Origin of the sequence: Kitasatospora saccharophila, assembly GCF_039529925.1 — a bacterium.
Classification (GTDB): domain Bacteria; phylum Actinomycetota; class Actinomycetes; order Streptomycetales; family Streptomycetaceae; genus Kitasatospora; species Kitasatospora saccharophila.
This window is the reverse complement of the sequence record NZ_BAAANS010000041.1, coordinates 55,128-80,122: the sequence shown is the minus strand read 5'-3', so window position 1 is coordinate 80,122 and position 24,995 is coordinate 55,128. Positions and strand designations below refer to the sequence as shown.

Genomic DNA, 24,995 nt, shown 5'->3' with positions numbered 1-24,995 from the left:
CCCTCCCGGAAGGAGCACCCGCCGTGTCCACCTCCTCCCTCTCCCTCTCCCTGCCCGGTGACGCGCTCGCCCTGGCCCGGGCCCGGATCACCGCCGCCGGCCGGGACGCCTCCGCCCTGGTCGAGGCCGTCCGGGTCCGGCTCACCGCGGGGCCGGAACGGGTGCTCGCCCAGGTCAACGCGGAGGTCGACGGGCGCCGGGTCCGGGTCCAGCTCGCCGCCCGGACCGCGGGCGAGGCCGCCGAACGGCTCGCGGAGGGCCTGCGCCAGCGGGTCCGCTCCGTCTCCGCGAGCTGGCGCCCCCGCCCCTGGCCGGCCGCCGCACCCACCCCGCCGGCGTCCTTCTCCACCCGCATCGTCCGCGTCAAGTCACCCGTCCTGGTGTGGTGTTCACCCGACGCGGCGGTCCGCACCCTGGACGCGATGGACTACGACATCCACCTGTTCACCGACCCGGCCACCGAGACCGACGCCGTCGTCCACCGGATCGGCCCCACCGGCTACCGCCTGGCCCGCACCCTCCCCGCCGGCCCGCCCCGCCACCGCGCCACCCCGCTCACCCTCAGCCCGCACCCCGCCCCGCCGCTCACCGACCGGCAGGCCGCCACCCGCCTGACCACCGCCGACCTGCCCTACCTCTTCTACACCGACCCGGCCACCCACCGCGGCCGCGTCCTCTACCGCCGCCTCGACGGCCACCTCACCCTCCTCACCCCGGCCTGAAAACCCGCGCGCCCGCCTCGGCCCGGGCCGCCCCACCCGCTACCCCACTACCCACGGCCCCTTCCCCTGGACGCCCTGCACGTCCAGTACTGCCCGACGTGGGCGTACTGATCACCAACCGCCCCACCATGAAACCCCTCGCTCACATCCGAACCAACTTCGGACACCCGCCCCCACCCCTGCCGCACGGGCCGTACGGTCCGCTCCGGGCACACTGCGGCCCCAGCACCGCACGTCGGCAGGAGGAGACAGTGACACCACGGCCGGGCGGCGAGGCCGACAAGTTCGGCAACCGCTACGAGGCAGCGTGGACGGTCCGCCAAGCCCTGAACGTGCTCCTGGGCAGGGGTGATTCGATCGTCCTCGAACCGGCCTCCCCGCTGGGCGACGGCATCGAGTTCCTCTACCGGCGCGACGGCCTGACTCAGGCCCACCAGGTGAAGCGGCAGAACCGGAACGCGAACAGTTGGAACGTGCTCTCACTCCGCGATAAGGGCGTCTGGGAAGCGCTGCGGACCCACGTCGACGGCGGTCGCACCTTCCACTTCGTGTCGACGGTCCCCGCTCGGGCGATCGAGGAGCTCACCGACCGTGCACGCCGGTCCGACGACGCCGCGGCCTTCCGACGGGAGTGGCTCTCGGACGGGCTCGGGAGCCAGTTCGACACCCTCGCCTCCGCTGCCGTCTACGGCTCGGCCGAGGAAGCCTGGCGCATGCTGCGCGGGCTGTGGATGGAGTGGCCGAACGAACGGGACCTCATCGACACCAATGCGGTGCTCGCCGAACAGATCCTCACCGGCGCACCGGGGCATTCTGCCGCACTGACCCTCGGCGACGTCCTGATGACCAGTCTCGGCAGTACGCTCGACGCCCCCGCGATCACCGCCCGCCTGGCAACGCACGGGCTCCGGCCGGCTGGCCGGTCGGAGAGCGCCACAATGGCCGAAGAGGTCGCCACGGCGACCCGGCGATGGACGGCGACCGTGGAATCCGCTCTGCTCCGGCCGGTCATCCCCCGGACGGAAGCGGCCCTGCTGGTCGAACGAGTCACGGCCGACTCCCCGCGACTCACTCTGCTGACGGGCACCGCAGGCGGCGGGAAGAGCGCCGTACTGCACCAGGCGATCGAAACGTTGATCGCATCGGGCACGCCAGTGCTCGCCTTCCGCCTGGACCGGTTGGCAGCCTTCGACTCCACCCACCAACTCGGCCTGCGCATCGGCCTGCCAGGCTCTCCGGTCGGCGCACTCGGAGCTGCCGCGGCAGGCCGCCCCTGTGTGCTGATCGTGGACCAACTCGACGCGGTGAGCCTGGCTTCGGGTCGTAGCTCGGAGGCTTTCGGCCCGGTGACCGACCTGCTCGGCGAAGCGGCCGCGTTCCCGGCCATGCGGGTCGTTCTCGTCTGCCGGGCCTTCGACGCCAAGGCCGACCCTCGGATCCGTGAACTCACCTCCGCTGACGAGTCGGCGCAACTCGAAGTCGGTCCGCTCACCACCGTCCAGGTCGACGCCGCGCTCACCGGTATGGATCTGGATCAGGGCCGACTGACACCCTCACAGCGTGCGATGCTCTCTTCCCCCCTGCACCTGTTCCTACTGGCCCAGATCCCGGACCGGTCGGACGTACTCACCGGAATCCGTTCCACCCGGCAGCTCCTGGATGAGTTCTGGGAGTTCAAACGGGCCCAGTGCGAACTTCGGCTACCCTCGGTGCACTTCCACCGGGTGGTCTCGGCAGTCGTGGCAGCCATGAGCAACCGCCAACAACTGTTCGTGCCGGACAGCGTGTTGGACACGGACGACCTTGCCGCGAGTGTGAAGGTCCTGGTGTCGGAGAACGTCCTGGTCCGGGACGGACGGAAGCTCGCGTTCTTCCACGAGAGCTTCTTCGACTACGCCTTCGCCCGGAACTGGCTCGGGCGGAACGAGAACCTGGTGGAGTTCCTCACCGGTGCCGAGCAGGAACTGTTCCGCCGCGGCCAGGTGCGGCAGGTCCTCGACCACCTGCGGGAGCAGGACGAGGAGCGCTTCGTCGAGGAGGTCGAGGCGTTGCTCATCGCTCCCAGCATCCGCTACCACCTGAAGGAAGTGGTGCTCGCCGTCCTGCGCGGACTGCCAGATCCCACGCCCGCGGAGTGGGCCGTGGTCGCCCGGGTCCTGGACACCCGCCCCCCGTTCCTGGAGCAGTTGGTGAATGCGCTCCGGGGCCCGAAGTGGTTCCGCCGGGCGGACGACGAGGCGGCGATCGACGACTGGCTGAGCAGCGCCGATGCCCGGGAACAGGAGTGGGCAGTCCAACTGATGGGCGCCGGCGCCGCCGAGTTCCCCGACCGGGCGGCCCGCCTGTTGGCACTGCACACCGCGCACCCGCAGTTCGGCTCCTGGCTGGCTTGGATTGTCCGCTTCGCGAAGGTCTCCGGCAGTCGGCTCCTCTTCGACCTCCTGTTGGGCGCCCTGCGGGCGGGGCACCTCGCAGGCCGCGAGCACCTCGTCTGGCTGGCGGCAGAGGACTTCGTCGACGAGCACCCGACCTGGGCTGTCGAATTGATCGACGCTCAGCTGGCCGTCCCTTCCGGCCCGCTCCACCTGGACGACCGGGGCCGGATGACCGCCCTGACCGTCCGGGACCGTTCTGCGGTGGAGGTGATCACCGCCGCCGCGCTCGGCGCTCCTGCGGAGTACTGCGCGCAGGTCCTGCCGATGCTGTTGCGGGTCATGGCCGCGACCGCCGTACCCAGGCAGGGTGGCGGTCCGGCCTATGACGGGCACTTCGCCTACCGGTATCCCGGCGACCACCCCGATGACCTTGCCGGAGCGCTGTACCACGGTGCAGCCGCCGCGCTGCAGGCAGTAGCGGAACGGGACCTCGCCGGAGCCCGCAGGCTCCTGGCGCAACTGGCGGCTGCCCCGTTCGAGGCCGCGTTCTGGCTTGTCTACCGGACGCTCTCCTCGATCGGGGCCCCACTCGCACCGTGGTCGGCCGAACTCCTACTGAGAGGAACACACCGACTGTTCGTGGGCTATGCGTCGCACTCCACCTGGGGCGCACGTGACCTCCTGGTCGCCATCGGCGATGTGCTGCCCGATGACACGCTCGCGGACCTTGAACGGCTGATTCTGCACCTACGCCTCCCGTACAACGGCGAGCTGTCGCCCTGGCACGAGTTCGCCCTCCTCTCCGCCCTGCCCGAAGACCGGCTCTCCACCCCTGCGGGACGACGGTTGGACGAACTCCGCCGCCTGCTCAGCCGGATGGAACCGGAGGCGCCGCAGGCGATGACAGTCGGCTTCGCCCGATCTCCGATCCCCTCGGAATCGGCCCGGCAGATGAGCGACGACCAGTGGTTGGCCGCGCTGAAGAAGCACAGCCAGGACCGCACCGACTGGTCGACCGGCACCGGCGGTGCCTACGAGCTCTCCCACGTGTTGCACAGCGCGACGGAGCAGGACCCCACCCGGTTCGCCCGGCTCGCGCTGCGGATCGATGCCGGTACGCATCCGGCTTACGGCTCCTCGCTGCTCCGCGGTCTCGGCGACGCCAAGCAGCTCGACGCCCCGGCGCCGCTCTTCGCCGCCGTCCGCCACTTCGCCCGTGGGCGCAAACCCGCCCACGACCGTTGGCTGGGCTGGGCGGTCCGCAGGCACCTGGACGCCGTCCCACTGGACCTGGTGGAAGTACTCCTGCGCTGCGCCCTGGACTCCGGCGATCCCACCCCTGCCGCGACCGCCGCGGTGCTGGAGGACGTCAACCGCGATCTGGTCACCTCGGGCATCAACACCGTGCGCGGCACCGCCGCCGAGAGCCTGGGAAACCTCCTGCTCGCCGACCCGGACGGTGGCCGCGCCGCTCTGGTCCTGCCGCACCTGGACCAGCTCGCGGCCGACCCCTCCCTCGCGGTCCGGGCCTGCGTGGCGCACCTGCTGCATGCCGCGCTGCGCCACGATCGCGACACCGTGGCCCGCGCGTTCGACGTGCTCGTCCAGGCTCCTGATCCACTGCTGGCCTCGCCCTTCGTGCTGCGCCTGTTCGTGGCCCTGTGCCACGGCGATCCGGTGGCAGGACACCCGGTGATCCACCGCATGCTGCACTCCGAGGCCGCCTCGGTGCGGAAGGCCGGCGGCCAGGTCGCCGCCCTCGCGGCGCTGGACTGGGAGACGAACGAGTTCCTGGCCGCGGTCCTCTCCGGGAACGACGGTGCCCGGATGCAGGGCGCCGCCGAGGTGTGCGCGCAACGCCTCACGCACGCGGGGGACGCGGCCCTCGCCCACCACGCACTGGTCCGCTTCTTCCACCACCCTGACGAGGACGTCCGGGAAGCCGCCGCCACCGTCGCCGTGGCGCTGCGTGGACACCGTCTGGTACCGGTACGCGCGACGTTGAACGCCTTGATGGAGTCGCGTGCGTTCGAACCCGCCCTACCCCAGTTGCTGATCACCCTCGACGACGCCCCGGACCGGATCGACGAGTTGGCTCTGACCTGTGCCCGCCGGTTCCTCGAAGTGTTCGGCAAGGACGCGGCGGACATCCGCACGAGGGCGGCTGCCGACGCCCACCACATCGGCGAACTACTGGTCAGGGCCCATGCCCGCGCCACGCCGAGGGTACGGCGCACCGAAATCCTGGACCTGCTGGACGGATTGCTGCTGAAAGGTGCTTTCGGCGTCACCGAGGCGATCACCGCGGCCGACCGGGACTGACCCCGGTACCCGATCCGTCCGCATGCTGCCGTACGCCCCCGGCGCACGTACGGCCGGGGTGGGAAACACCTGTTCCGGCCGGATGCGCCGTGCTGTGCTGAATGCATGGACGACTCCCGGTCGACTGGCCGTTCTCCCTTCCTCCGTTCCCTCACCGCTGAAGCCCGGAAGGCCCTGGATCGAATCGGCTGCACCCGGCGATTCACCTCCGGACAGGTCCTCATCGAGGAGGGGGACGGCCGACAGGAGGTGTGGTTACTCCTCCAGGGATCGGCGAAAGTCACCCGCCGAATCGACGACCACAAGACCTCGCTCGTGGACATCAAGGTCTCCGGCGAACTGTTGGGCGAGATCGCCGCGATGAGCTGCGGGCCGCGAACGGCCACCGTCACGGCCTGCTGCGACGGCGTGGCCCGCGTCATCGCCTGGCCCGATCTGCTGCTCTTCCTCCGGGAGCATCCCGAGGCGATGATCGCCCTCCACCAGGTCCTGGGCGAGCGTCTGCGCAGGTCCGACCGTCGGCGGCTGGAATTCGGCGCGTATTCGGTCCTGATCCGGCTGGCCCGGGTCCTGGTCGAACTCGCGGACTCGTATGGCACCCGAATCCCCGACCGCGGAAGCCCGCCCCGGAAGACGTACCGCATCGAGGTGAACTTGACACAACCCGAGTTCGCTTCCCTCGCCGGCGCGAAGGTACGCGCCGTACAAGAGGCGTTCGCCGAACTGAGCCGATTGGAACTGATCACCAGGGGCGAACGGCGGACCCATGTCTGCGATATGGACCGCCTACGCGTGACCGCGCTCCTGGATGCAGCTCCTTCCCCTGTCAAGCATTCCGCATAAATGCATGATGCTGCGGCAATCGCGGCCCCCTCCTCCACAGTTGGCGTGCACCGCACCCAATCCCCTTGGAAAGGTGGCCAGTTGCCATGAACAAGAGCCCCTGCCTCCTGCCTTCGGGCACTACCCCGCACCGCCGGCTGTGCCTGGCGGTGGACGTGGAGCAGTACAGCCGCCTCGACACCCTGGCCCAGTCCACCGTCCAGACGGACCTGGTCCGACTGCTGGACGAGGCGGCCCGGCGCTCCGGACTGGACCGCACGGGCTGGGAGCGCCAACCCCAGGGCGACGCGGAGTTCGACGTCCTCCCGGCAGACGTTCCGGAGGCGGTCGTCCTCGGGCCGTTCGTCCACCACCTCGCGGTCTGCCTGCGGATGCTCAACGCCCGGGCGGAGGGGCCGCGCCTGCGAATGCGGTTGGCGATCGACTCCGGCGTCGCCACGACCGCCGCGCTCGGCCACGCGGGACCGGCACCGGTCGCCGTGGCCCGGTACGTCAACGCGCACCAACTGAAGGCGGTCCTGGCCGGCCTCCTGGCCGCGGACTTGGCCGTCATCGTCTCCGACCGGCTCTACCAGGACGTGGTCCGCTCCGGACAGCCCGGTCTCGACCCCGCCCAGTACCGGCGCGTCCACGTGCGGATCAAGGAGTTCCTCTCCTACGGCTGGATCCGGGTCCCGGGCCACGGAGCGGACGACCTGCGCGAGTTCACGGACCTCCCGCTCAACCCGCCTTCGGCCTCGGCCAACGACTTCCCGACCGCGGCCGCACTCACCCAGCACGTGCGCCACGGCGCTGCCGTGGGACGGGACGTGCACGGCGCCATCACCATCAGGCCCGCGCCCCTTCCCTCCAACGCCGCCGCCAGGCGTCTCGGGTGACAGCCCGCCCGGGCACCGCCCCGCCGACCGACGGGGGCGGCCGGATCCAGTGGCTGGAGCACGGAGTGAACGTCGGACACGCGGTTTACGGCGGCATCCACATCCACTCCACCCCCGCAACGGCTGCACCACCCGGCCGCCGCCCCACTCCGGCGCTGCCCGTACCGCTTCCGGTGCTGCGCACCGCCGGACTCCGGTCCGCACTCCAGCGCCTTTCCCTTGCCTGCGCGCGTGCCGCCCAGGCCCTGTCGACTGCCGGGCCCGACCCGGTAGGAGAGGAGAACCGATGAGCTGGACGGCCCCGTTCACCTTCAAACGCATCAGCCGTGCCCTGCTGGCCGAACCGGAGGCCGGGCAGCCCCGTCTGACCGTCCGCACGGACGACGGGGAACTGTGCCTCTCCCCCGCGGAGTGCCGCGAGGCCCTCTACCGACCACACCACGACGACGCCCTGCGGCCGGAGATCTGGCGGCAGGCAGTCACCGACGCCCGGTCCGAGTCCCGGGAGAGCCCCGGCATGCGCACGCTGCTCCTGGTCTGGCTGACGCTGCCCGGGATGAACCGACACCTGTACCGGCTCCTGGACCTCTGGCGGCTCGAACGCTCCGACCTGGAGGCGGAGGCCGTCCTGGGCATCCTCACCGCTCTTGCTGTCGCAGATCCGGAAACGCCCTGCGTCGGCAGCCTGCTGATCAGGGGCGGGATCAGGCAGATGTGGACGTACGCCTCCCGGGCCAGAAAGGAAATCCCGGTCGTTGATATCAGCCGCTTCGCTCGGGCGCGCAACATCGCACCGTCACCAATCGCCTGCCAACTCCACGACAAACAGCCGGAATCGCAGATGGCTTCGGCTCCCTGTCCGACCGAACTGTCCGCCACTCTCCGGTTCACCGGACCGCAGCACCGGATGGAGGGCGAGCGGCTCGGCGCGCTCGCTCACAACACGGGCCTGCCCGAACTGGCTTTCCGGGCCCGCCGACACCACGAGGCACGGCTCGTCGGGACCCTGGCACTCCGACTCGTCCAGGGGCAGCGATGAGTACCCGATCCGACCCGCCAATGGGGTTCGCCGAAGCCTTCGACCTGCCCCTGAGCATCGACCTGCGCACGGCAGCCCGCGCGGTCGGTGTCTGCCCCGCTACCGCGTACCGGCTCGTCCGCCGCAACGCCTTCCCGTGCCCCGTGCTCCGGGTCGGCAGGCAGTACCGCATCGCCACCGCCGACCTGCTGCGCTCGCTCGGCATCGAAGAACGCCCGGTGTACGCGTCCGACCTGGCCACCGGTGCTGCGGTCGCCGCCCGACTCGACGAACTCGGAACGGAGGACTCCGCATGACCTCGCCGCCCCTGGAGCAGCAGCCCGACCGGCCCCGGCAGTGCTTCGTGATCGGCCCGATCGGCAACTCCTACGCCGCCCACGGCAGCCTCGAACGCGACGCGTACGAGCACCACTTGGAGGTGTTCGAGGAAGTGATCGCACCCGCCTGTGCGAAGTTCGGCATCACCGCCCTGCGCGCGGACGGCATCGCCAGTCCCGGTGACATCAACGAGCAGATCTGTCGCCACGTCATCGAGTCCGACCTGGTAGTCGCGGACGTCAGCGGCGGCAACCCCAACGTGATGTACGAGCTGGGGCTCCGCCATCTCGGAGGCGGTCCGGTCATCCACATCGGGGAGGACGGCCAACTGCCCTTCGATATTGCATCGGTGCGAACCATCAAGTACCAACGGACCCGTACCTCGTTCGCGGGGACCCGGCGTCTGATCGAGGGCGCCCTGGCAGCCGGCCTCCGTGACGGCTTCGAACTCCTGACGCCCGCCCGTGTGTTGCGGGCGATCCAGCTCGCCGGCTCCCCGGTGCCGGAGCAGCCCGGCGAGACGGAACGGGGAGAGGAAGAGGACGACGACCGGCCGGGCCTGCTCGACGACTTCGTGACCATCGAGAACGAGTTGGCCGAACTGACCGGACAGCTGGGCACGCTCACCGGAGCAGTCGAGACCATCGGCACGCTGACCGCACGGCACAACGCCGAAGTCCTCGACCTCACCCAAGCCAATGCACCGGCGAGCGCACGGTTCGCGGCAGTGGCACGGCTCGCTGACGCGCTCACCGCACCGGCTCGCGAGATGCACATCGCCGCACAGAACTTAGTGACCAGGATGGCAACCCTGGACAGCGGGATAGGGACGGCATTGGAGATCGTCCGAACGACGGACTCCGAGGAGCTCGACGAGGATTCCCGCGAATTCCTCGGACAACTCGTCTCGATGGACGAAGGGATCGGAAGTTCTCTCTCCGATCTCACCACCCTGATCACGGCTATCGGCCGCATGCACCTGATGAGCCGGCAGTTGCGTAAACCTGTGAAGGACATCTCCGGCGCGCTGCAGCAGTTGCGTTCGATCGTCGCACTTATGAGCGCATGGGCCGACCAGGCCCGCAAGCTACTGCCGGACAGCACCGGGTAGCGCCCGATCGGCGGGGCCGACCCTCACTACGGGCCCGGCCCCGCCGGTGTCGGCTACAGCCAGTTGCGACGCTTGAAGATCAGGTAGAGGCTGACGCAGACCACGCCCATCAGGCCGATCGCGAAGGGGTAGCCGAAGACCCAGTGGAGTTCCGGCATCTCCTCGAAGTTCATGCCGTAGACGGTGCCGATGAGGGTGGGGGCGAAGAGGATGGCGGCCCAGGAGGAGATCTTCTTGATCTCGTCGTTCTGGGCGTGGCCGGCTTCGGCGAGTTGCTTCATCTCCTCGTTCTGGCGCTGGGAGACGAGGGTGGCGTTGACGGTGAGGATGTTCTGGAGCATCTGGCGGAAGCCGTCGACGCGTTCGGCGGCGTAGGTGGCGTGGTCGGCGACGTCGCGCAGGTAGCGCTGGAGTTCCTCGTCGGTGCCGTACTTCTGGAAGCCGCCTTCGAGGGCGCGCAGGATCTCCAGCAGGGGGCCGGTGGCGCGCTGGAACTCGATGACCTCGCGGGAGAGTTCGTAGATGCGGCGGGAGACTTCGGGGTCGCCGCCGAAGACCTCGGTCTCGATCTCGTCGATGTCGTGCTGGAGGCCGGCGATGACGGGGGCGTAGCCGTCGACGACGGCGTCGAGGATGGCGTAGAGGACGGCTTCGGGGCCGAGGGCGAGCAGGTCGGGGTCGGCTTCGAGGCGGCTGCGGACCATGGAGATGTCGGGCGACTGGGAGTGCCGGACGGTGAGGACGAAGTCGGGGCCGACGAAGAGGTGGATCTCGCCGAAGTCGACCTCCTCGACGTCGTCGAGGTAGCGGGCGGCGCGCAGCACCACGAACAGGGTGTCGCCGTAGCGTTCCAGCTTGGGGCGCTGGTGGGCGACGATGGCGTCTTCCAGGGCGAGTTCGTGCAGGTCGAACTGTTCGGCGGCTTCGACGAGTTGGGCTTCGGCGGGGCGGTAGAGGCCGATCCAGGCCATGGTGCCGGGCTTGCCGGGGAGTTCGCGGTAGATCTCGGCGAGGCCGGCGGGGGCCTCTATCCGGTGGCCGTCGCGGTAGACGGCGGCGTCGACCACGGAGCGTTCCAGGGCGCCGGGCTGGTCGGTGTCGTGGTCCTGGTCGGAGCGCGGGTCCATGGAGTGTTCGGGGGCCGCGGCGCGGTCGGCGGGGCGCCGGGCGGGGGTGCGGCTGAAGGGTCGCTTGCTCGCGCGCACGGCGCGCACACGCCAGTCGGACACGGCGGTACCTCCACGGGTCTGTGTCGCCGGTCCCGGGCCGAGGAGCGGGGCGGAGCGGGATGGGCGGCGGGCCCCAGTGGCGGACGCGGCGCGGGGCGGGGCCGGTGCGGAACGCGGGGTTCAGCGGGCGGCGCGGCGCGGGCGGTGCTGCCGGGGGCCGGGAACGGGTGGGAACTTCCCGGAGCGGGGCCGACTTCGGCCCGGACTACTGCACTCCACCGCTCTCACCTCCTGCGCCTCCCGGACGCCCGGGGGGCGTCGTGACCGCGGCCCAGTCTAGCCCCGCGCGTCGTGCGGCCGTTCCGGCCGGTCGGGGTGCCAGGCTGGGCGCGGCGGGTCGACGGACCGTCCCCGCCCCTCCCCCGGACCTCCGCGAGAAGGACCTGCGCCGTGCCGCTCTTCGTCCCGTCCCCGCAACTGCTGCGCCCCGCCGAGCTGTTGGACTCGCCGGACAAGGTCCCGGACGCGCGGGCGGCCGGGACGCCGGAGCCGCTGCGGGCGGGTCTGACGGAGCTGCTGGGCGGGGCGAAGGTGCTGAGCAAGGTGTCGGACCTGGTGAAGTACGCCTCCGACGCGAGCCCGTACCGCTTCGTGCCGCAGGTGGTGGTGCTCGCCGAGACGGTCCAGGACGTGGCGGCCGTGTTCGGGTACGCGCACCGCAACGGCCGCACCCTGGTGTTCCGGGCCGCGGGGACGTCGTTGAACGGGCAGGCGCAGGGCGAGGACGTCCTGGTGGACGTCCGCCGCGCGTGGACCGGTGTCCGGCTGCTGCCGGACGGGGTGCGGGCCCGGATCGCGCCGGGCACCACGGTGCTGCGGGCGAACGCGGCGCTGGCCCGGCACGGGCGGCTGCTGGGGCCGGACCCGGCGAGCGGGCGGGTGGCCACGGTGGGCGGGGTGGTGGCGAACAACGCGTGCGGGATGACGGCGGGCACCACCCGCAACTCGTACCGGCTGCTGTCCGAGGTGACGTTCGTGCTGCCGTCCGGCACCGTGGTGGACACCGGCGCGGCGGACGCCGACGAGCGGCTGCGGGAGGCCGAACCGGCGCTCTGCGAGGGACTGTTGGCGCTGAAGCGGGAGGTCGAGGCGGACCCCGCGCTGGTGGCCAGGATCCGGGCCAAGTACGAGCTGAAGAACACCAACGGCTACCGGTTGGACGCGCTGCTGGACGGCGACACCCCGGCGGCGATCCTGCGCGGCCTGGTGGTCGGCTCCGAGGGCACCCTCGGCTTCATCGCGGACACGGTGTTCGAGACGGTGCCGCTGGAGCGCCGCACCTCCACCGCGCTGCTGTTCTTCCCGTCGCTGGCGGCCGCGGCGGCCGCCGTGCCGGACTTCAACGCGCTGGGCGCCCGCGCGGTGGAGCTGATGGACGGCAACACGCTGCGCGCGCTGGCCTCGGTGCCGGGCGTCCCGGCCGACTGGGCCGGGGTCCCGCGCGAGGTGACGGCCCTGCTGGTGGAGTTCCGGGCCCCGGACGACGAGACCCTCGACGGGTACGAGCGGGCCGCCCGCCGGGTCGTGCGGGGGCTGGACCTGGTCCGCCCGGTGGCCTCCGCCGACAACGAGTTCACCCGCGACCGGGCCGTGGCCGCCGGGTACTGGCACGCCCGGGAGGCGTTCGTGACGGCCGTCGGCGGGTCCCGCCCGTCCGGCACCACGCTGATCACCGAGGACTTCGCCGTCCCGCCCGCCCGGCTGGCCGAGGCGTGCACGGCGCTGCTCGAACTGCAGGCCGCGCACGGCTTCGACGCGGCCGTCTCCGGGCACGCCGCGCACGGCAACCTGCACTTCCTGCTGACCTTCGACGCCGCCCGCCCCGAGGACGTCCGCCGGTACGCCGCCTTCATGGACGCGTTCTGCACGATGACCGTCGAGCGCTTCGACGGCGCGCTGAAGGCCGAGCACGCCACCGGGCGCAACCTCGCGCCGTACCTGGCGCTGGAGTGGGGCGAGCGGGCGACCGCGCTGATGTGGCGGATCAAGGAGCTGTTCGACCCGCACGGCGTCCTCGCCCCGGGGGTGGTGCTCAGCCGCGACCCGGAGATCCACCTCAAGGGCCTCAAGTCGATCCCGACGGTCGAGGCGATCGCCGACCCGTGCATCGAGTGCGGCTTCTGCGAGGCGGTCTGCCCCAGCCACGACCTGACCACCTCGCCGCGCCAGCGGATCGTGCTGCGCCGCGAGATGACCCGGCAGCGGGACGGCTCGAAGGTGCTGGACGAGCTGCTCGACTCGTACGGCTACGACGCGGTGGACACCTGCGCGGGCGACTCGACCTGCAAGCTGGCCTGCCCGGTCGGCATCGACACCGGCGCGCTGATGAAGGAGTTCCGGCACCGGCGGCACTCCGCCTTCGAGGAGCGGAACGCCGCGACGGCCGCGGACCGCTTCGCGCTGCTGGAGGCCGCCGCCCGCACCGGGCTGACCGCGGCCGCCCACCTGCCTGACCGGCTGCTGGCCGGCGCCACCGGCCTGGCCCGCGCCGCCGTCCGGCCCGACCTCGTCCCGGCCTGGCTGCCGGAGGTCCCGTCCGGCGCGGCGAGGGCGCTGCCGCCCACCGGGCCGCGCGCGGAGGCGGCGGCCGTCTACTACGTGGCCTGCGTGAACCGGATCTTCGACTCCACCGGCGACGGGCGGCACGCCTCGCTGCCGCAGGCGGTGGTGGACGTCTCCCGGCGGGCCGGGAGGCCGGTGTGGATCCCCGCCGACCTGCCGGGGACGTGCTGCGCGACCATCTGGCACTCCAAGGGGTACGACGACGGCAACGCGCTGATGGCGAACCGGATCGTCGAACGGGCCTGGGAGTGGACCGGCCACGGCGAGCTGCCGCTGGTGGTCGACGCCTCCTCGTGCACGCTCGGCATCGCCGAGGAGGTGCTGCCGTACCTGAGCGACGAGAACCGCGAGCGCCACGCCGGGCTGACCGTCGTCGACTCCACCAGCTGGGCGGCCGGCCTGCTGCCGCGGCTGACCGTGACCGCCCCGCTGGCCAGCGCCGTGCTGCACCCCACCTGCTCGATGCGCCACCTGGACGTGGTCGGCGACCTGGCGGCCGTCGCCGGGGCGGTCAGCGGCGAGGTGGTGACCCCGGTGTACGCGGAGTGCTGCGGCTTCGCGGGCGACCGCGGCCTGCTGCACGAGGAGCTGACCGCCTCGGCGACCCGGCAGGAGGCCGCCGAGGTGCTGGCCCGGAGCTTCGACGACCACCTGAGCGCCAACCGGACGTGCGAGATCGGCATGGACCACGCCACCGGCCGCGCGTACCGCTCCGTCCTGATCGCCCTGGAGGCGGCCACCCGCCCGGCCTGACCGGCCCGGTAATCCCGTGGCGCGCGGCGCCGCGGACCGGCCACACTCGGGCGGGTGAGCGACGAGACCCGGGCCCCGGACGACGACCTGCGCGCGGCGGGCGCCCTGCTGTCCGCCGCCGAGCCTTCCCAACGGGCCGCCGGCTACCGGCGGCAGGCGGCGCGCACCGCGCCCGGGGCGGACGCACTGCGGGCCTGGGCGGTGGCCACCGTGCTGCCCCGGGCGGGGCGGGAGCCGGACGGGCCCGCGCTGTCCGCGCTGGTGGACGTGCTGGGGGCGGCGCAGGACGAGCGGGCGCTGCCGGTGCTGCTGGAGCTGGCCGGGCACCCGGACGGGGAGGTGCGCCTGGCGGTGGCGAAGGCGCTGCCGTTCGTGGGCGAGCCGGTCCAGGACTCGCCCCGGGTGCGCGCCCTGCTGGCGCTCAGCCGGGACGCGGCCCCGCCGGTGCGGGACGCGGCGGTGTTCGGGCTCGGCACCCTGGGCGAGGCGTACGGCCCGGCGGTCCGGGCCGCGCTGCACGAGCGGCTGGACGACGAGGACGAGGAGGTCGCCGAGGAGGCGGTGCGCGGCCTGGCCAACCGTCAGGACGCGTCGGTGCTGCCCCGGCTGATCGACCTGCTGGAGACGTACGTGGAGCCGCACCCGCTGACGCTGTCCGCCGCCGCGGTCCTCGGCCGGCCCGAACTGCTGCCGGTGCTGGCCGAGTTGGCGGCGGAGCGGCCGGAGGACCGGCGGATCGCGGCGGCCCTGGAAGCCTGCGACCCGGCCCGGCGCGAGGAGCGTTCCGCGCTGGCCTGGCGGCTGCTGGAGGACCTGGCCGTCCGGCGCCCCGACCTGGACGCCGCGCTGGCCTGGGACCGCTTCTCCGCCGACCTGCGCCTGGAGGTCCGCCACCCCGCCGAGCCGGGCAGCTACCTCCTGGACGGCCTGCTGCGCCGCGCCGGGCACGACCCGTCCGGGGCGGCCGCCCTGGTCGACGCCGACTTCCCGCCCACCGCCTGAACGCCCTCCGCCTGGTCCCCAGCGCGCCTGAACGCCCGCCGCCCGAGCGCGCGTCACTCCCCGCGCAGCGGCCGGACGATCTCCTCCACCAGCCACTTCGCGACGCCCGGCGGGTAGGGCGCGCGCAGGCTCAGCACCAGGTGGGTGAAGCCCGCGGCGATCAGCTCGGCGAGCACGGCCCGGTCCCGGGCCGGGTCCTGGTAGGAGACGATGTACTGCACGGAGCGGGTGAGCGTCGCGGGGTCGCGGCCGATCGCGGCGCAGTGCGCGTCCAGCACGCGGGCGCGTTCGGCGACGGCGGCGACGGCGTTGTGCGGCGGGCCGGGGACGTTCCAGATGTCGGCCCGTTCGGCGACCAGGCGCAGCAGTCTCGTCCCCCAGCCGCCGATCAGGATCGGCGGGCCGGGGCGCTGCACCGGGCCCGGCCGGTTGTGGTTGCCGGTCAGGGTGGTCCAGCGCCCGGCGTAGTCGAACGCCTCGCCGCTCCACATGCCGCGCAGCACCTCGATCGTCTCGGCGAGCCGGGCGATGCCCTCGCCGGGCGGCACCAGGTCGAGGCCGTAGCCGGCGTACTCGGCGACGGCGGGGTTCTCGCCCGCGATGCCGCCCGCCCCGGCGGGCTGGTGGGTGCCGCCGACGCCGAGGCCCATGACCAGCCGCCCGCCGGAGAGGACGTCGACGGTGGTGGCCATCTTGCCGAGCAGCGCGGGGCGGCGCAGCGGGTTGGCGGTGACCAGCAGGCCGAGCCGCAGCCGCCGGGTGCGGGCGGCGAGCGCGCTGAGCAGGGTCCAGCCCTCCAGGACGTCGCCATCCTTGGGGCCGACGAGGGGCATCAGGTGGTCCCAGAGCCAGGCGTCGACGAGTTCGGGGAGTTCGTCGGCCTCCTCCCAGACCCGCAGGATCTCGGGGTAGCCGACGCGCATGGGTGTGGTCTTGACGCCGAAGGTGACCTCCGGCGGGGTGAGTCGGTCCATGTTTCGTCAGCCTAGCCGATCGTCAGCGCTGCTGACTATCGCCCCCTGTGAACATCAGCGGCCCCGGCTATCCTCGCCCCATGACCAGCGACGCCCGCCCCGAGCAGCTCACCGACCGGCTCGGCTACCTGCTCAAGCACGCCCACCTGCGCTACACCGAGACCTCCGCCCGGGCGCTCGCCCCGCTCGGCACGGACGGGCGCGAACTCGCCGTGCTCGCCGTACTGGCCGCCGGCGCCCCGCTCTCCCAGCAGGAGGCCGCCGGACGGCTGGGCGTGGACCGCACCACGATGGTCGCGCTGGTCGACGCCCTGGAGGCGAAGTCGCTGGCCGAACGGGTCCGCAGCCCCGCCGACCGCCGCAAGAACACCGTCCGACTCACCGACCGGGGACGGCAGTTGCTCGACCGGGCGGAGGAGGTCCGGCTGCGCACCGAACGGGAGTTCCTGGCCGCCCTGCCCGCCCCCGACGCGGCCGCCCTGCGCGCCGCCCTGCGCGTGCTCGCCACCGGCGCCGACGACCGGGACTCCTGAAGCCGGCGGTGGCGTGCCGCAACGTGCCACCGCGCGCCCCGGCGCACTTCCGCGCGCCCGGCGACCGGGGGATGGCGCGGCGTTTCGCCGGGAATGCCCCGGGTTGCCCGTCCTCCACCGCACCGCCGGAGCGTGACCGCATGACCACCCCGCCGTCCGACCCGTCCCCGCCCGCCGACCCCTCCTCGGCGCCCGTCGTGTTCGACGCCCCGTTCTCGGACCGTTCGCAGTGGGCCGCCGGGGCCTCCTCCGCGTACCCGCCGGGCGGGCGCAACACCGGCGACAACAAGCTCGACCACCTGGTGCCCGGCTACGGCCCGGACGGGGACCGGTTCACCGCACTGCGGGAGAACGCGGGCAGCTGGCGCACCCCGCTGGTGACCACCGAGGGCACCGCGGGCGGCTTCGAACTGCGGCCCGGCGACCGGCTGGAGGCCCGCTGCCAGGTGACGGCGGACCAGGGCGTCTGGCCCGCGATCTGGACCTGGGGGCGGGACGCCGCCCCCGGCCGGCCGCAGACCGGCCACGGGGAGGTGGACGTGCTGGAGTACCACGACGACCACCCCCGGCTGCTGGAGCTGAGCAACCACGTCCGCCCCGGCGACCCGGCCTACCTGGACGGGCTGGTGACGCCGGGCCGCTGGTTCGCCGTCGCCTGCACCTTCGGCACCGACTCGGTCCGCTGGGAGCTGGACGGCCGCGAGGTGCACGCCGACGGCCGCGGCGTCGGCCCCGACTGGCGGGCCTGGATCATCGTCAACCTGTCCGTCGCGGGCGGCCGCTACGGCCACCGCCGCCCGCGCCCGAACGCCCGCCGACTGTCCTGGCGCTGCCGCGGCCTGACCGTCCGCCGCCCGCGGTGACCCCGGGGCGCCGGCGGCGGCCCGCACCCGCCCGCCCCCCGCCGACGCCCCGACGCTCCCGTGCCCTACAGCTCCAGCGACACCCGGTGCCGGCGCAGCCAGCCGTCCAGCAGCAGCACCACCTCGCCGGCGTTGCGCAGGTCGGTGCCGGGCGCGTCGGCGACGGCCGTGCGGGTGGCGGCGAGGTCGAGCAGGTCGCGGGCGGGGGCGTCGCGGTCGGCCAGCAGTTCGCCGAGTTCGGCGCGCAGCGCCTCGGCGTAGCGCGGGTCCTGGGTGGAGGGGTAGGGGCTCTTGACCCGCTGGGCGACGGCCTCGGGGAGCACGTCGCGGGTGGCGGCGCGCAGCAGGGACTTCTCCCGGCCGTCGAAGTTCTTCATCGCCCAGGGGGTGTTGAAGACGTACTGGACCAGGCGGTGGTCGCAGAACGGGACGCGGACCTCCAGGCCGACGGCCATCGAGGCGCGGTCCTTGCGGTCGAGCAGGCTCTGCACGAAGCGGGTCAGGTGCAGGTGGCTGATCTCGCGCATCCGGCGTTCGTGGCCGCTCTCCCCGGCCAGCCGGGGGACTTCGGCGAGCGCCTCGCGGTAGCGGGCGTCCCGGTAGCCGGGGAGGTCGAGCTTGGCGAGCAGGCCGGGGGCGAGCAGGGAGTGCGGGCCGAGCCGGGGGGTGCCGCCGGTGAAGCCCTTGGCGAGGACGTACATCCAGGGGAAGCCGTCGTGGGAGACGGCGTCCGGGTGGTGGAACCACAGGTAGCCGCCGAACACCTCGTCGGCGGACTCGCCGGACAGCGCGACGGTGGACTGTTCGCGGATCGCCTTGAACAGCAGGTAGAGCGAGGTGTCGCCCTCGCCGAGGCCGCTCGGCAGGTCGCGGGCGGCGAGCACGGCGTCCCGGTTGCGGCGGTCCGTCAGGTCGGCGGTGTCCAGCACGATGTCGCGGTGCGCGGAGCCGACGTGCTCGGCCAGCGCGTGCGCGTAGGGGCCGTCCGGGGTGCCGCGCAGCTGGTCGGGGACGAAGTTCTCGGCCTGGCCGGTGAAGTCGACGGCGAAGGAGCGCACCGGGCCCCGTCCGGCGGCGGCCAGGCCGCGGGCGGCGAGCGCGGTGATCACCGAGGAGTCGAGGCCGCCGGAGAGCAGGGTGCACAGCGGGACGTCGGCGATCAGCTGGCGGGCGACGATGTCGTCGAGCAGTTCGCGGACGGTGGCGATGGTGGTGGGCAGGTCGTCGGTGTGCTCGTACGACTCCAGCGCCCAGTAGCGGCGTTCGGTGATGCCCTGGCGGCGGACCCGCAGGGTGTGGCCGGGCTTGAGTTCGCGCATGCCGCGGTAGACGGCGTGGCCGGGGGTCTTGGTGAGGGCGAGCAGTTCGGCCAGGCCCTCGGCGTCGACGACGGCGCGCGCCCCGGGGTGGGCGAGGATGGCCTTGGGTTCGGAGCCGAACAGCACGCCGTCGGGGGTGGGCCAGTAGTAGAGCGGTTTGATGCCCATCCGGTCGCGCACCAGCAGCAGTTCCTCGGTGCGCGGGTCCCAGAGCGCGAAGGCGTACATGCCGTTGAGGTGCTCGGTGAACGCCTCGCCCCACTCCAGGTAGGCGTGCAGGGCGACCTCGGTGTCGCTCTCGGTGCGGAAGGCGTGGCCGCGGGCGGTCAGTTCGGCGCGCAGTTCGCGGTAGTTGTAGATCTCGCCGCTGTAGGTGGTGACGAGGACGGTGCGGCCGTCGTGCTCGGCGGCCATCGGCTGGCGGCCGCCGTCGAGGTCGATGACGGCGAGCCGCCGGTGGCCGAGGCCGACGTGGGTGTCGAGCCAGACGCCGGCGGCGTCCGGGCCGCGGCAGGCCATGGTGGCGGTCATCGCGGCGAGGGTGGCGTGTTCCGTGCTCAGGTCCCGGTCGAACGAGACCCATCCGGTGATCCCGCACATGCGAGGTGGTGGCCCTTCCTCGGAGAGCCGGCGCCGCGCCGCCCCGGTGGTGGTGGCGGGGGCGGGGCCGTCTCCCGTACGGCCGCGCCGGCGCCACGACGCTAGGCGCGATGGGTGCATTCGACAACCAAGTGTTGGTCATGTACGCACAGTTCGGGCCATCCGCGCTCCCCGCCCCCACCAGCGCCGACGCCCCCCTCAACCCCCTTCGGCCACCCGCACATCTGGCCCGAACCCGTGCACCCGGTGCTCGGTGAAGCTGCGCACCGTGGTCACCCCCGGCTCGTAGCGCAGCGCCGCCGGGTCCGCCGCCCCGCCGAGCAGCAGCCGCAGGTACTGGCCGACCAGGTCGGCGCCCGCCGCCAGCGAGATCGGCAGGCCGCCGGAGCAGCGCGGGTTGACCTCCACCACCCGGGCCGGGCCGTCCGCCGCCAGGAAGCCCTGGACGTTGACCAGTCCGGTCAGGCCGAGCGCCCCGGTCAGCCGCTCCACCAGCTCGTCCACCCGCGGGTCGGCAAAGGTGGTGCCCCGGGTGGCGATGCCGCCGCGCACCTGGGTGCGCCAGCGCGGGACGGCGGCGTGCACGGTGCCGTCCCGGCCGATCAGACAGTCCGCGGTGAACTCCCGTCCGGGCAGCAGGGTCTGCACGATCGGCTCCGGGACGCGCCGCAGCAGGGTGGGGAAGTCCGCCGGGTCGTGGACCGCGTGCACGTCGCGCGAGCCCCGGCCGCGGCGCGGCTTGACGATCCACGGGCCGGGCAGGGCGCCGGGCCCGCCGAGGGCCGTGCCCGGGGCGGGGATCCCGGCGATCGCCCCCGCGAAGGCCCACTTGTCCAGGCAGGCGGTGACGGTCCGCTCCCCCGGGAACCAGGCCGCGATCCCCTGGTCGGTGAACTCGCGCTCCCGCCCGGCGAGTTGCTCCAGCTCCTCGCCGACCGTCACCAGCACGGCGGCGCACTCCCGGTGCACCGCGGCCGCCAGCAGCCGGCGCGCGAACCCGGCCTCCCGGGCCGCGGGCAGCGGCACCGACTCGTACCCGAGGTGCAGTCCGGCGCCCTGCGGGTCCGCGTCGCCGACCACCGGCACCAGCCCGGCCCGCGCGACCTCCCGGGCCAGCACCACCCCGGCCGGACCGCCGCCCCCGGTCACCAGCACCCGCACGGTCATCTCCGCCTCCCGCTCGTCCGTCGTCAACTCGCTTCCCCCGCACGCCTCTCGATCCGCAGCGCGACCATCAGCAGCACCGCGAGCAGCAGCATCAGGTACGACCACAGCGTCCCGCCCCAGTCGTGGAAGCCGACCATCGTGGGGATGCCGTAGTCCTGGCCGACCCACAGCACGGCCACCAGCCGGGCCAGGTTCGCCGCGGTGAACAGCGCCGCCGCGGCCGCCGCGCCGACCAGCCGCCGGCGCAGGCTCCCGCCGAGGACCAGCAGCGACACGCCCGCGCAGGCCGCCGCCACGGTCAGCGCCGAGCAGGACGGGCTGATCCGGATGAAGAACGGCTGGTGGCCGTGGAAGCCGTGCACCAGGTCGGTGCCGGGCAGTTGGCGGGCCGACGTGAGGCCGCACCAGCGGGCCGCCGCCGCGGTCGCGGCCGCCTCGGCCCGGGTGACCGGCCCGGCCGCCCAGTGGCCGAGGGCGAGGGTCGCGGCGACGACGGCCAGCACCCGCAGCAGCGGGGCGACCGGCCGGGCCGGTCCGACGGCCGACCGCGCCCGCACCGCGCCCGCCCTTCCCACCTCCGCCTTTCCCGCCCTCACAGCCCCGCTCCGATCGCCGCGTTGGGCGCCGCCGCGGTGCGCTCGGTCTTCACCCAGGAGTACGCGGAGCCGATCCGGCGGTCGATCAGGGCCCGGGTGCACAGCAGCACGGAGAGCACGAACAGCGCGGGGAACAGCAGCAGGAGCAGCACCTCCCGGCGCCTGGTCCCGGCCCGGATCAGGCCGCCGCCGATCTCCAGCACCGGCCCGGCCAGCATCAGCGGGGCGAGCGGCCACAGCGGCACGGTCAGCGCCAGCCCGGGCCAGGACGCCTCGACGCCCGCCAGCAGCAGCGCCACCGCGCACAGCACCGGCACGTGGTACAGGTACAGGAACATCAGCGCCTCCGCCTTGCCGGCCGGGCCCAGGTGGCGGGAGCGCAGCAGCGCGCCCCGGTGGTCGGCGCAGACCTGCTGGTGGCCGCGCGCCCAGCGGTAGCGCTGGCGCCAGTAGCCGCGCAGCGTGGTGACGGCGAGTTCGGTGTCGACGGCGTCCTCGGCGTAGCCGACCCGGTGCCCGGCGAGCCAGACCCGGACGGTCAGGTCGGTGTCCTCGGTGACGGAGTCGGTGTTCCAGCCGCCGAGCGCGCGCAGCACCGGGGTGCGCACCGCGCAGTTGGCGCCGCCGTACGCGGGCAGGCCGAAGGCGCTGCGCCGCCCGGCCATGTTGACCAGGTAGCCGCACAGGTAGTCGACGGCGACCAGCCGGGCGATCAGGCTGTCGCCGGGGTTGCGGACCACGCAGCGGCCCTGCGCGGCGGCGGTGCCGGGGTCGTCGAAGACCCGCACCAGGGCGCGCAGGCAACCGGGTTCGGGCTGGTGGTCGGCGTCGAAGACCACGGTGATCTCGCCGCGGACCAGCTCCAGCGCCTCGTTCAGCGCGGCGGACTTCCCGCCGGCGGCGTCCGCGGCGCGGCGCAGCACCCGCCAGTTGGGGTGCCCGGCGGCGGCGCGCTCCAGCCGGTCGCCGGTGTCGTCGGCGGAGCGGTCGTCGACGAACACCACGTCGAGCCGGTCGGCCGGGTAGTCGAGGGCGGCCAGCGCCCGGGTCAGCCCGTCGACGACCTTCGCCTCGTCGTGGCACGGCACCAGCACCGTCACGCTCGGCAACTCCCCGGCCCCGGTGGCCGGTTCGGTGCGGGCGTGCAGCGCTCCGGCGAGCAGCACCAGGTGCCGCAGCAGGTAGAGGCCGAACACGGCGGCGAGCAGCGCGGCGAGCGCGTGGTGCGCCCACACCGGGCGCCAGCAGAGCACTCCGGCCGCCGCCAGCGCGGGCAGCAGCCGCCAGGGCCTCCTCACAGCGCCTCCAGCACGAGGTCGAGCGCCTCGGCGGCGGTCGCGAGGGAGGCCGACTCGGCTCCGGTGTCGGCCTGTTGGCGGTACTCGCCCTGCCGGACCCGGATCACCGGGATGCCCAGCCGGGCCGCTCCGGCGACGTCCTTGTCCGGCCGGTCGCCGACCATCAGCACCTCGCCGGGGGCGCGGCCGAGCAGTTCCAGGGCGCGCCGGAAGCCGTCGGGGGCGGGTTTGCGGGCGGCCCGGCCGCCGGGCAGTTCGTCGGTGCACACCACCTGCGGCAGCAGCGGCGCGAGGCCGGTGGCGGCGAGCTTGGCGCGCTGCTGCGGCGGGTTGCCGTCGGTGAGCACCACCAGCGGGACGGCTCCGGCGAGCCGGGCCAGCCGTTCGGCGACGCCGGGGTGGGGGTCGAGCAGCGCCGGCCGGAACGCCCGGAAGACGCCGACCAGTTCCGCGGCCAGCTCCCGGTCCGCGATCTGGAGCCGCTCCAGCGCCCGGTCGACGATCCGTCCCCGGTCGCTGCCCTGCGCGCACACCTCGTCCAGGGCGGCCCGCAGCGGCGCGCGCAGCGGGGCCGGCCCGGCGGCGGCGACCGCGTCCCAGGCGGCGGCGAGGAAGGCGGCCTGCGGGTAGAGCGTGTCGTCCAGGTCCAGCAGGACGCCCCGGCAGCGCGGCCGCGCCCTCATGCCGTCACCTGGCGGGGCACGGTGACCGCGCCGACGCCCAGGCTGAGCAGGCTGCGGGTGGCGGTGAACGCCTCGGCGGCCTCCAGGCGGCCCTGGAAGCCGCGGAAGCGGGCCTGGGCGGCGAGCGCGTCGAGGTCGACCCGGCGGGAGCCGACCACCTGGGAGAGGTGGTGGCGCAGCAGGGCGAGCTTGCCGGGGACGTGTCCGGTGACGTCGCTGTAGACGGTGGGCTGGAAGTCCAAGGTGGTGGGGCCTTCGTAGTGCAGCAGGTGGGGGTGGGTGCGGGCGGCGGCGACGGTGGCCCGGGCGGCGGCCCGGTGGTCCTGGTGGGAGTCGGCGGGGGCGTGGGTGAGGACCAGGTCGGGCCGGAAGTCGGCGAGGACGTCCTCGATCCGCCGGGTGAGTGCGGCGTCGTGCGTCAACTCGCCGTCGCGAAAGCCGCCGCGGTACAGCTCGGCCCCCAACTGCCGGGCGGCAGCCTGCTGTTCGCGGTCGCGGAGTTCGGGGTCGCCGGGGCCGAGCCGCCCGTCGGTGAGCACCAGCAGGGCGAGCCGGGCGCCCTCCTCCCGAGCCTTCAACAGCGTTGCGCCGCAGCCGAGTTCGATGTCGTCGGGGTGCGATCCGATGGCGAGGATCCGCATCAGCCCTCCCCGGGTTCGCGCAGCGCGAGCCGGTCGGCCCGGTACGCCTCGACGACCAGTTCGGCGATCCGCTCGCCGGTGCGCCCGTCCCCGTAGGGGCAGGGGAGTTCGGCGATCCGGTGCTGTTCGGCGGGGTCGAGCAGCCGCCGGGCGGCGGCGAGCGCCCGTGCGGGGTCGAGGCCGACGAGTGCGGCCTGACCGAGCGCGACGCCCTCGGGCCGGGGCGTGCTCTCGCGCAGCACCACGGCGGGGACGCCGAACCAGCCGGCCTCCTCCTGGAGTCCGCCGGAGTCGGTGGCGACCAGCGCCGAGGAGGCGGTCAACTCCAGCATCCGCCGGTGCGGTTGGGGTTCGATCAGCTCGACTCCCGGGTGTTCCAGGGCCGTTCGGAGCCCGTGCGCGTCCAGCCGGTCGGCGGTGCGCGGGTGCAGCGGGAACACCACCGGGCCGTGCCGGTCGGCCAGTGCGCGGACGGTGGCCGTCAGCGCGGCCAGCCGCTGGTACGCGTCGACGGTGCCGGGCCGGTGCGCGGTGACCAGCACGCCGCGCCGCCGCCCGACCGGCACGGCCCGGACCCCCGACGTCCGCAGCACGTCGAGCACGGTGTTGCCGACCACGTGCACGGCGGCGGCGGGGACGCCCTCGCGCAGCAGGTTGGCGCGGGCGCCCTCGGTGGGGGCGAAGTGCAGGGTGGCGAGGTCGGCGGCGACGGTGCGGTTGCTCTCCTCGGGCGAGAGCGGGTTGTGCGAGCGCAGCCCGGCCTCGACGTGCGCGACGGGGACGCCGTGCCGCCGGGCGGCGAGGGCGACCAGCGGCACCGTCCAGGTGTCGCCCTGGACGATCGCCAGGTCGGGCCGGGGCCCGGCGGCGAAGTGGGCGAGCGCGTGGGCGAGCAGGCCGCCGGTGCGGGCGGGTTCGTCGCCGGTCAGTTCCCAGGCGGTGTCGGGCGGGACGCCGAGGTCGGCGAAGAAGGTTCCGGCCATCCGCCGGTCGTGGTGCTGGCCGGTGGCGATCACCCGGACGCCGGCCCCGGCGGTGCGCAGGGCGTGCACGACGGGGGCGAGTTTGACGATCTCGGGGCGGGTGCCGGCGAAGACGGTGAGCTGCGGGGCCCGGCCGGGACGGGTGGTCCCGGCCGGGGTCCGCCGGTGTGCGGCGTTCATCGGT

20 protein-coding genes are annotated in these 24,995 nt (G+C 73.7%); 11 read left to right on the top strand and 9 right to left on the bottom strand.

Annotated elements, in window-relative coordinates:
- Positions 1 to 23: 23 nt before the first annotated feature.
- The 7 genes from ABD345_RS26950 (at position 24) to ABD345_RS26920 (ending at position 9,608) form a co-directional block, all read left to right on the top strand.
- Entirely contained in the window at positions 24 to 722 is a 699-nt protein-coding gene (locus tag ABD345_RS26950; RefSeq protein ID WP_344555499.1) for a sigma 54 modulation/S30EA ribosomal C-terminal domain-containing protein, read from the top strand.
- A gap of 251 nt (positions 723 to 973) precedes the next feature.
- The gene (locus ABD345_RS26945; protein WP_344555497.1) at positions 974 to 5,419 is read left to right on the top strand and encodes a hypothetical protein; all 4,446 of its coding nucleotides are present in this window, start codon (positions 974 to 976) and stop codon (positions 5,417 to 5,419) included.
- 105 nt (positions 5,420 to 5,524) lie between these two features.
- Entirely contained in the window at positions 5,525 to 6,262 is a 738-nt protein-coding gene (locus tag ABD345_RS26940) for a Crp/Fnr family transcriptional regulator (protein WP_344555495.1), read from the top strand.
- 86 nt (positions 6,263 to 6,348) lie between these two features.
- Positions 6,349 to 7,140, top strand: a complete 792-nt coding sequence (locus ABD345_RS26935) for a hypothetical protein (RefSeq protein ID WP_344555493.1) — start codon at positions 6,349 to 6,351, stop codon at positions 7,138 to 7,140.
- Between the two features lie 286 nt (positions 7,141 to 7,426).
- A complete protein-coding gene (locus ABD345_RS26930) occupies positions 7,427 to 8,179 on the top strand; it encodes a hypothetical protein (RefSeq protein WP_344555491.1) in 753 nt (250 codons plus the stop codon).
- Positions 8,176 to 8,475, top strand: coding sequence for a helix-turn-helix domain-containing protein (locus ABD345_RS26925; RefSeq protein WP_344555489.1), 300 nt, complete (start codon positions 8,176 to 8,178; stop codon positions 8,473 to 8,475). The genes ABD345_RS26930 and ABD345_RS26925 overlap by 4 nt, the downstream gene beginning before the upstream one ends.
- A complete protein-coding gene (locus tag ABD345_RS26920; protein WP_344555487.1) occupies positions 8,472 to 9,608 on the top strand; it encodes a hypothetical protein in 1,137 nt (378 codons plus the stop codon). Before ABD345_RS26925 ends, ABD345_RS26920 begins: the two co-directional genes overlap by 4 nt.
- A gap of 53 nt (positions 9,609 to 9,661) precedes the next feature.
- Here ABD345_RS26920 and ABD345_RS26915 read toward each other — a convergent pair whose 3' ends face one another.
- Complete coding sequence (locus ABD345_RS26915; RefSeq protein WP_344555485.1) at positions 9,662 to 10,837, bottom strand: magnesium and cobalt transport protein CorA; 1,176 nt, start codon at positions 10,835 to 10,837, stop codon at positions 9,662 to 9,664.
- A gap of 390 nt (positions 10,838 to 11,227) precedes the next feature.
- Between ABD345_RS26915 and ABD345_RS26910 the strand changes: the two genes are divergently transcribed.
- Together ABD345_RS26910 and ABD345_RS26905 are read left to right on the top strand one after the other, a co-directional pair.
- Entirely contained in the window at positions 11,228 to 14,152 is a 2,925-nt protein-coding gene (locus tag ABD345_RS26910; protein ID WP_344555483.1) for an FAD-binding and (Fe-S)-binding domain-containing protein, read from the top strand.
- Positions 14,153 to 14,206: 54 nt separating this feature from the next.
- Entirely contained in the window at positions 14,207 to 15,154 is a 948-nt protein-coding gene (locus tag ABD345_RS26905) for a HEAT repeat domain-containing protein (protein WP_344555481.1), read from the top strand.
- Between the two features lie 53 nt (positions 15,155 to 15,207).
- On the opposite strand, the gene ABD345_RS26900 is transcribed toward ABD345_RS26905, so the two are convergent.
- Positions 15,208 to 16,128: an LLM class flavin-dependent oxidoreductase gene (locus ABD345_RS26900; protein WP_344555479.1), complete on the bottom strand. Its 921-nt coding sequence runs from the start codon at positions 16,126 to 16,128 to the stop codon at positions 15,208 to 15,210.
- An 80-nt stretch (positions 16,129 to 16,208) separates the two neighbouring features.
- Here ABD345_RS26900 and ABD345_RS26895 point away from each other — a divergent pair, with 80 nt between their 5' ends.
- Both ABD345_RS26895 and ABD345_RS26890 read left to right on the top strand, forming a co-directional pair.
- Positions 16,209 to 16,661, top strand: coding sequence for a MarR family winged helix-turn-helix transcriptional regulator (locus ABD345_RS26895; RefSeq protein ID WP_344555477.1), 453 nt, complete (start codon positions 16,209 to 16,211; stop codon positions 16,659 to 16,661).
- A gap of 140 nt (positions 16,662 to 16,801) precedes the next feature.
- Positions 16,802 to 17,524, top strand: a complete 723-nt coding sequence (locus tag ABD345_RS26890) for a beta-glucanase (protein ID WP_344555475.1) — start codon at positions 16,802 to 16,804, stop codon at positions 17,522 to 17,524.
- A gap of 65 nt (positions 17,525 to 17,589) precedes the next feature.
- On the opposite strand, the gene asnB is transcribed toward ABD345_RS26890, so the two are convergent.
- The 7 genes from asnB to wecB form a co-directional block, all read right to left on the bottom strand.
- Positions 17,590 to 19,443 carry an asparagine synthase (glutamine-hydrolyzing) gene (asnB, locus tag ABD345_RS26885; RefSeq protein ID WP_344555473.1) on the bottom strand — a complete coding sequence of 618 codons (1,854 nt, stop codon included), beginning with the start codon at positions 19,441 to 19,443 and terminating at the stop codon, positions 17,590 to 17,592.
- Positions 19,444 to 19,641: 198 nt separating this feature from the next.
- Entirely contained in the window at positions 19,642 to 20,637 is a 996-nt protein-coding gene (locus tag ABD345_RS26880) for an ATP-grasp domain-containing protein (RefSeq protein ID WP_344555471.1), read from the bottom strand.
- Complete coding sequence (locus ABD345_RS26875) at positions 20,634 to 21,185, bottom strand: hypothetical protein (protein WP_344555470.1); 552 nt, start codon at positions 21,183 to 21,185, stop codon at positions 20,634 to 20,636. The genes ABD345_RS26880 and ABD345_RS26875 overlap by 4 nt, the downstream gene beginning before the upstream one ends.
- A 17-nt stretch (positions 21,186 to 21,202) precedes the next feature.
- A complete protein-coding gene (locus tag ABD345_RS26870; protein ID WP_344555469.1) occupies positions 21,203 to 22,504 on the bottom strand; it encodes a glycosyltransferase family 2 protein in 1,302 nt (433 codons plus the stop codon).
- Entirely contained in the window at positions 22,501 to 23,187 is a 687-nt protein-coding gene (locus ABD345_RS26865; RefSeq protein WP_344555468.1) for an HAD family hydrolase, read from the bottom strand. Before ABD345_RS26865 ends, ABD345_RS26870 begins: the two co-directional genes overlap by 4 nt.
- The gene (locus ABD345_RS26860; protein ID WP_344555464.1) at positions 23,184 to 23,828 is read right to left on the bottom strand and encodes a PIG-L deacetylase family protein; all 645 of its coding nucleotides are present in this window, start codon (positions 23,826 to 23,828) and stop codon (positions 23,184 to 23,186) included. The genes ABD345_RS26865 and ABD345_RS26860 overlap by 4 nt, the downstream gene beginning before the upstream one ends.
- Positions 23,828 to 24,991: a non-hydrolyzing UDP-N-acetylglucosamine 2-epimerase gene (wecB, locus tag ABD345_RS26855; RefSeq protein WP_344555462.1), complete on the bottom strand. Its 1,164-nt coding sequence runs from the start codon at positions 24,989 to 24,991 to the stop codon at positions 23,828 to 23,830. The genes ABD345_RS26860 and wecB overlap by 1 nt, the downstream gene beginning before the upstream one ends.
- Between the last annotated feature and the right edge of the window lie 4 nt (positions 24,992 to 24,995).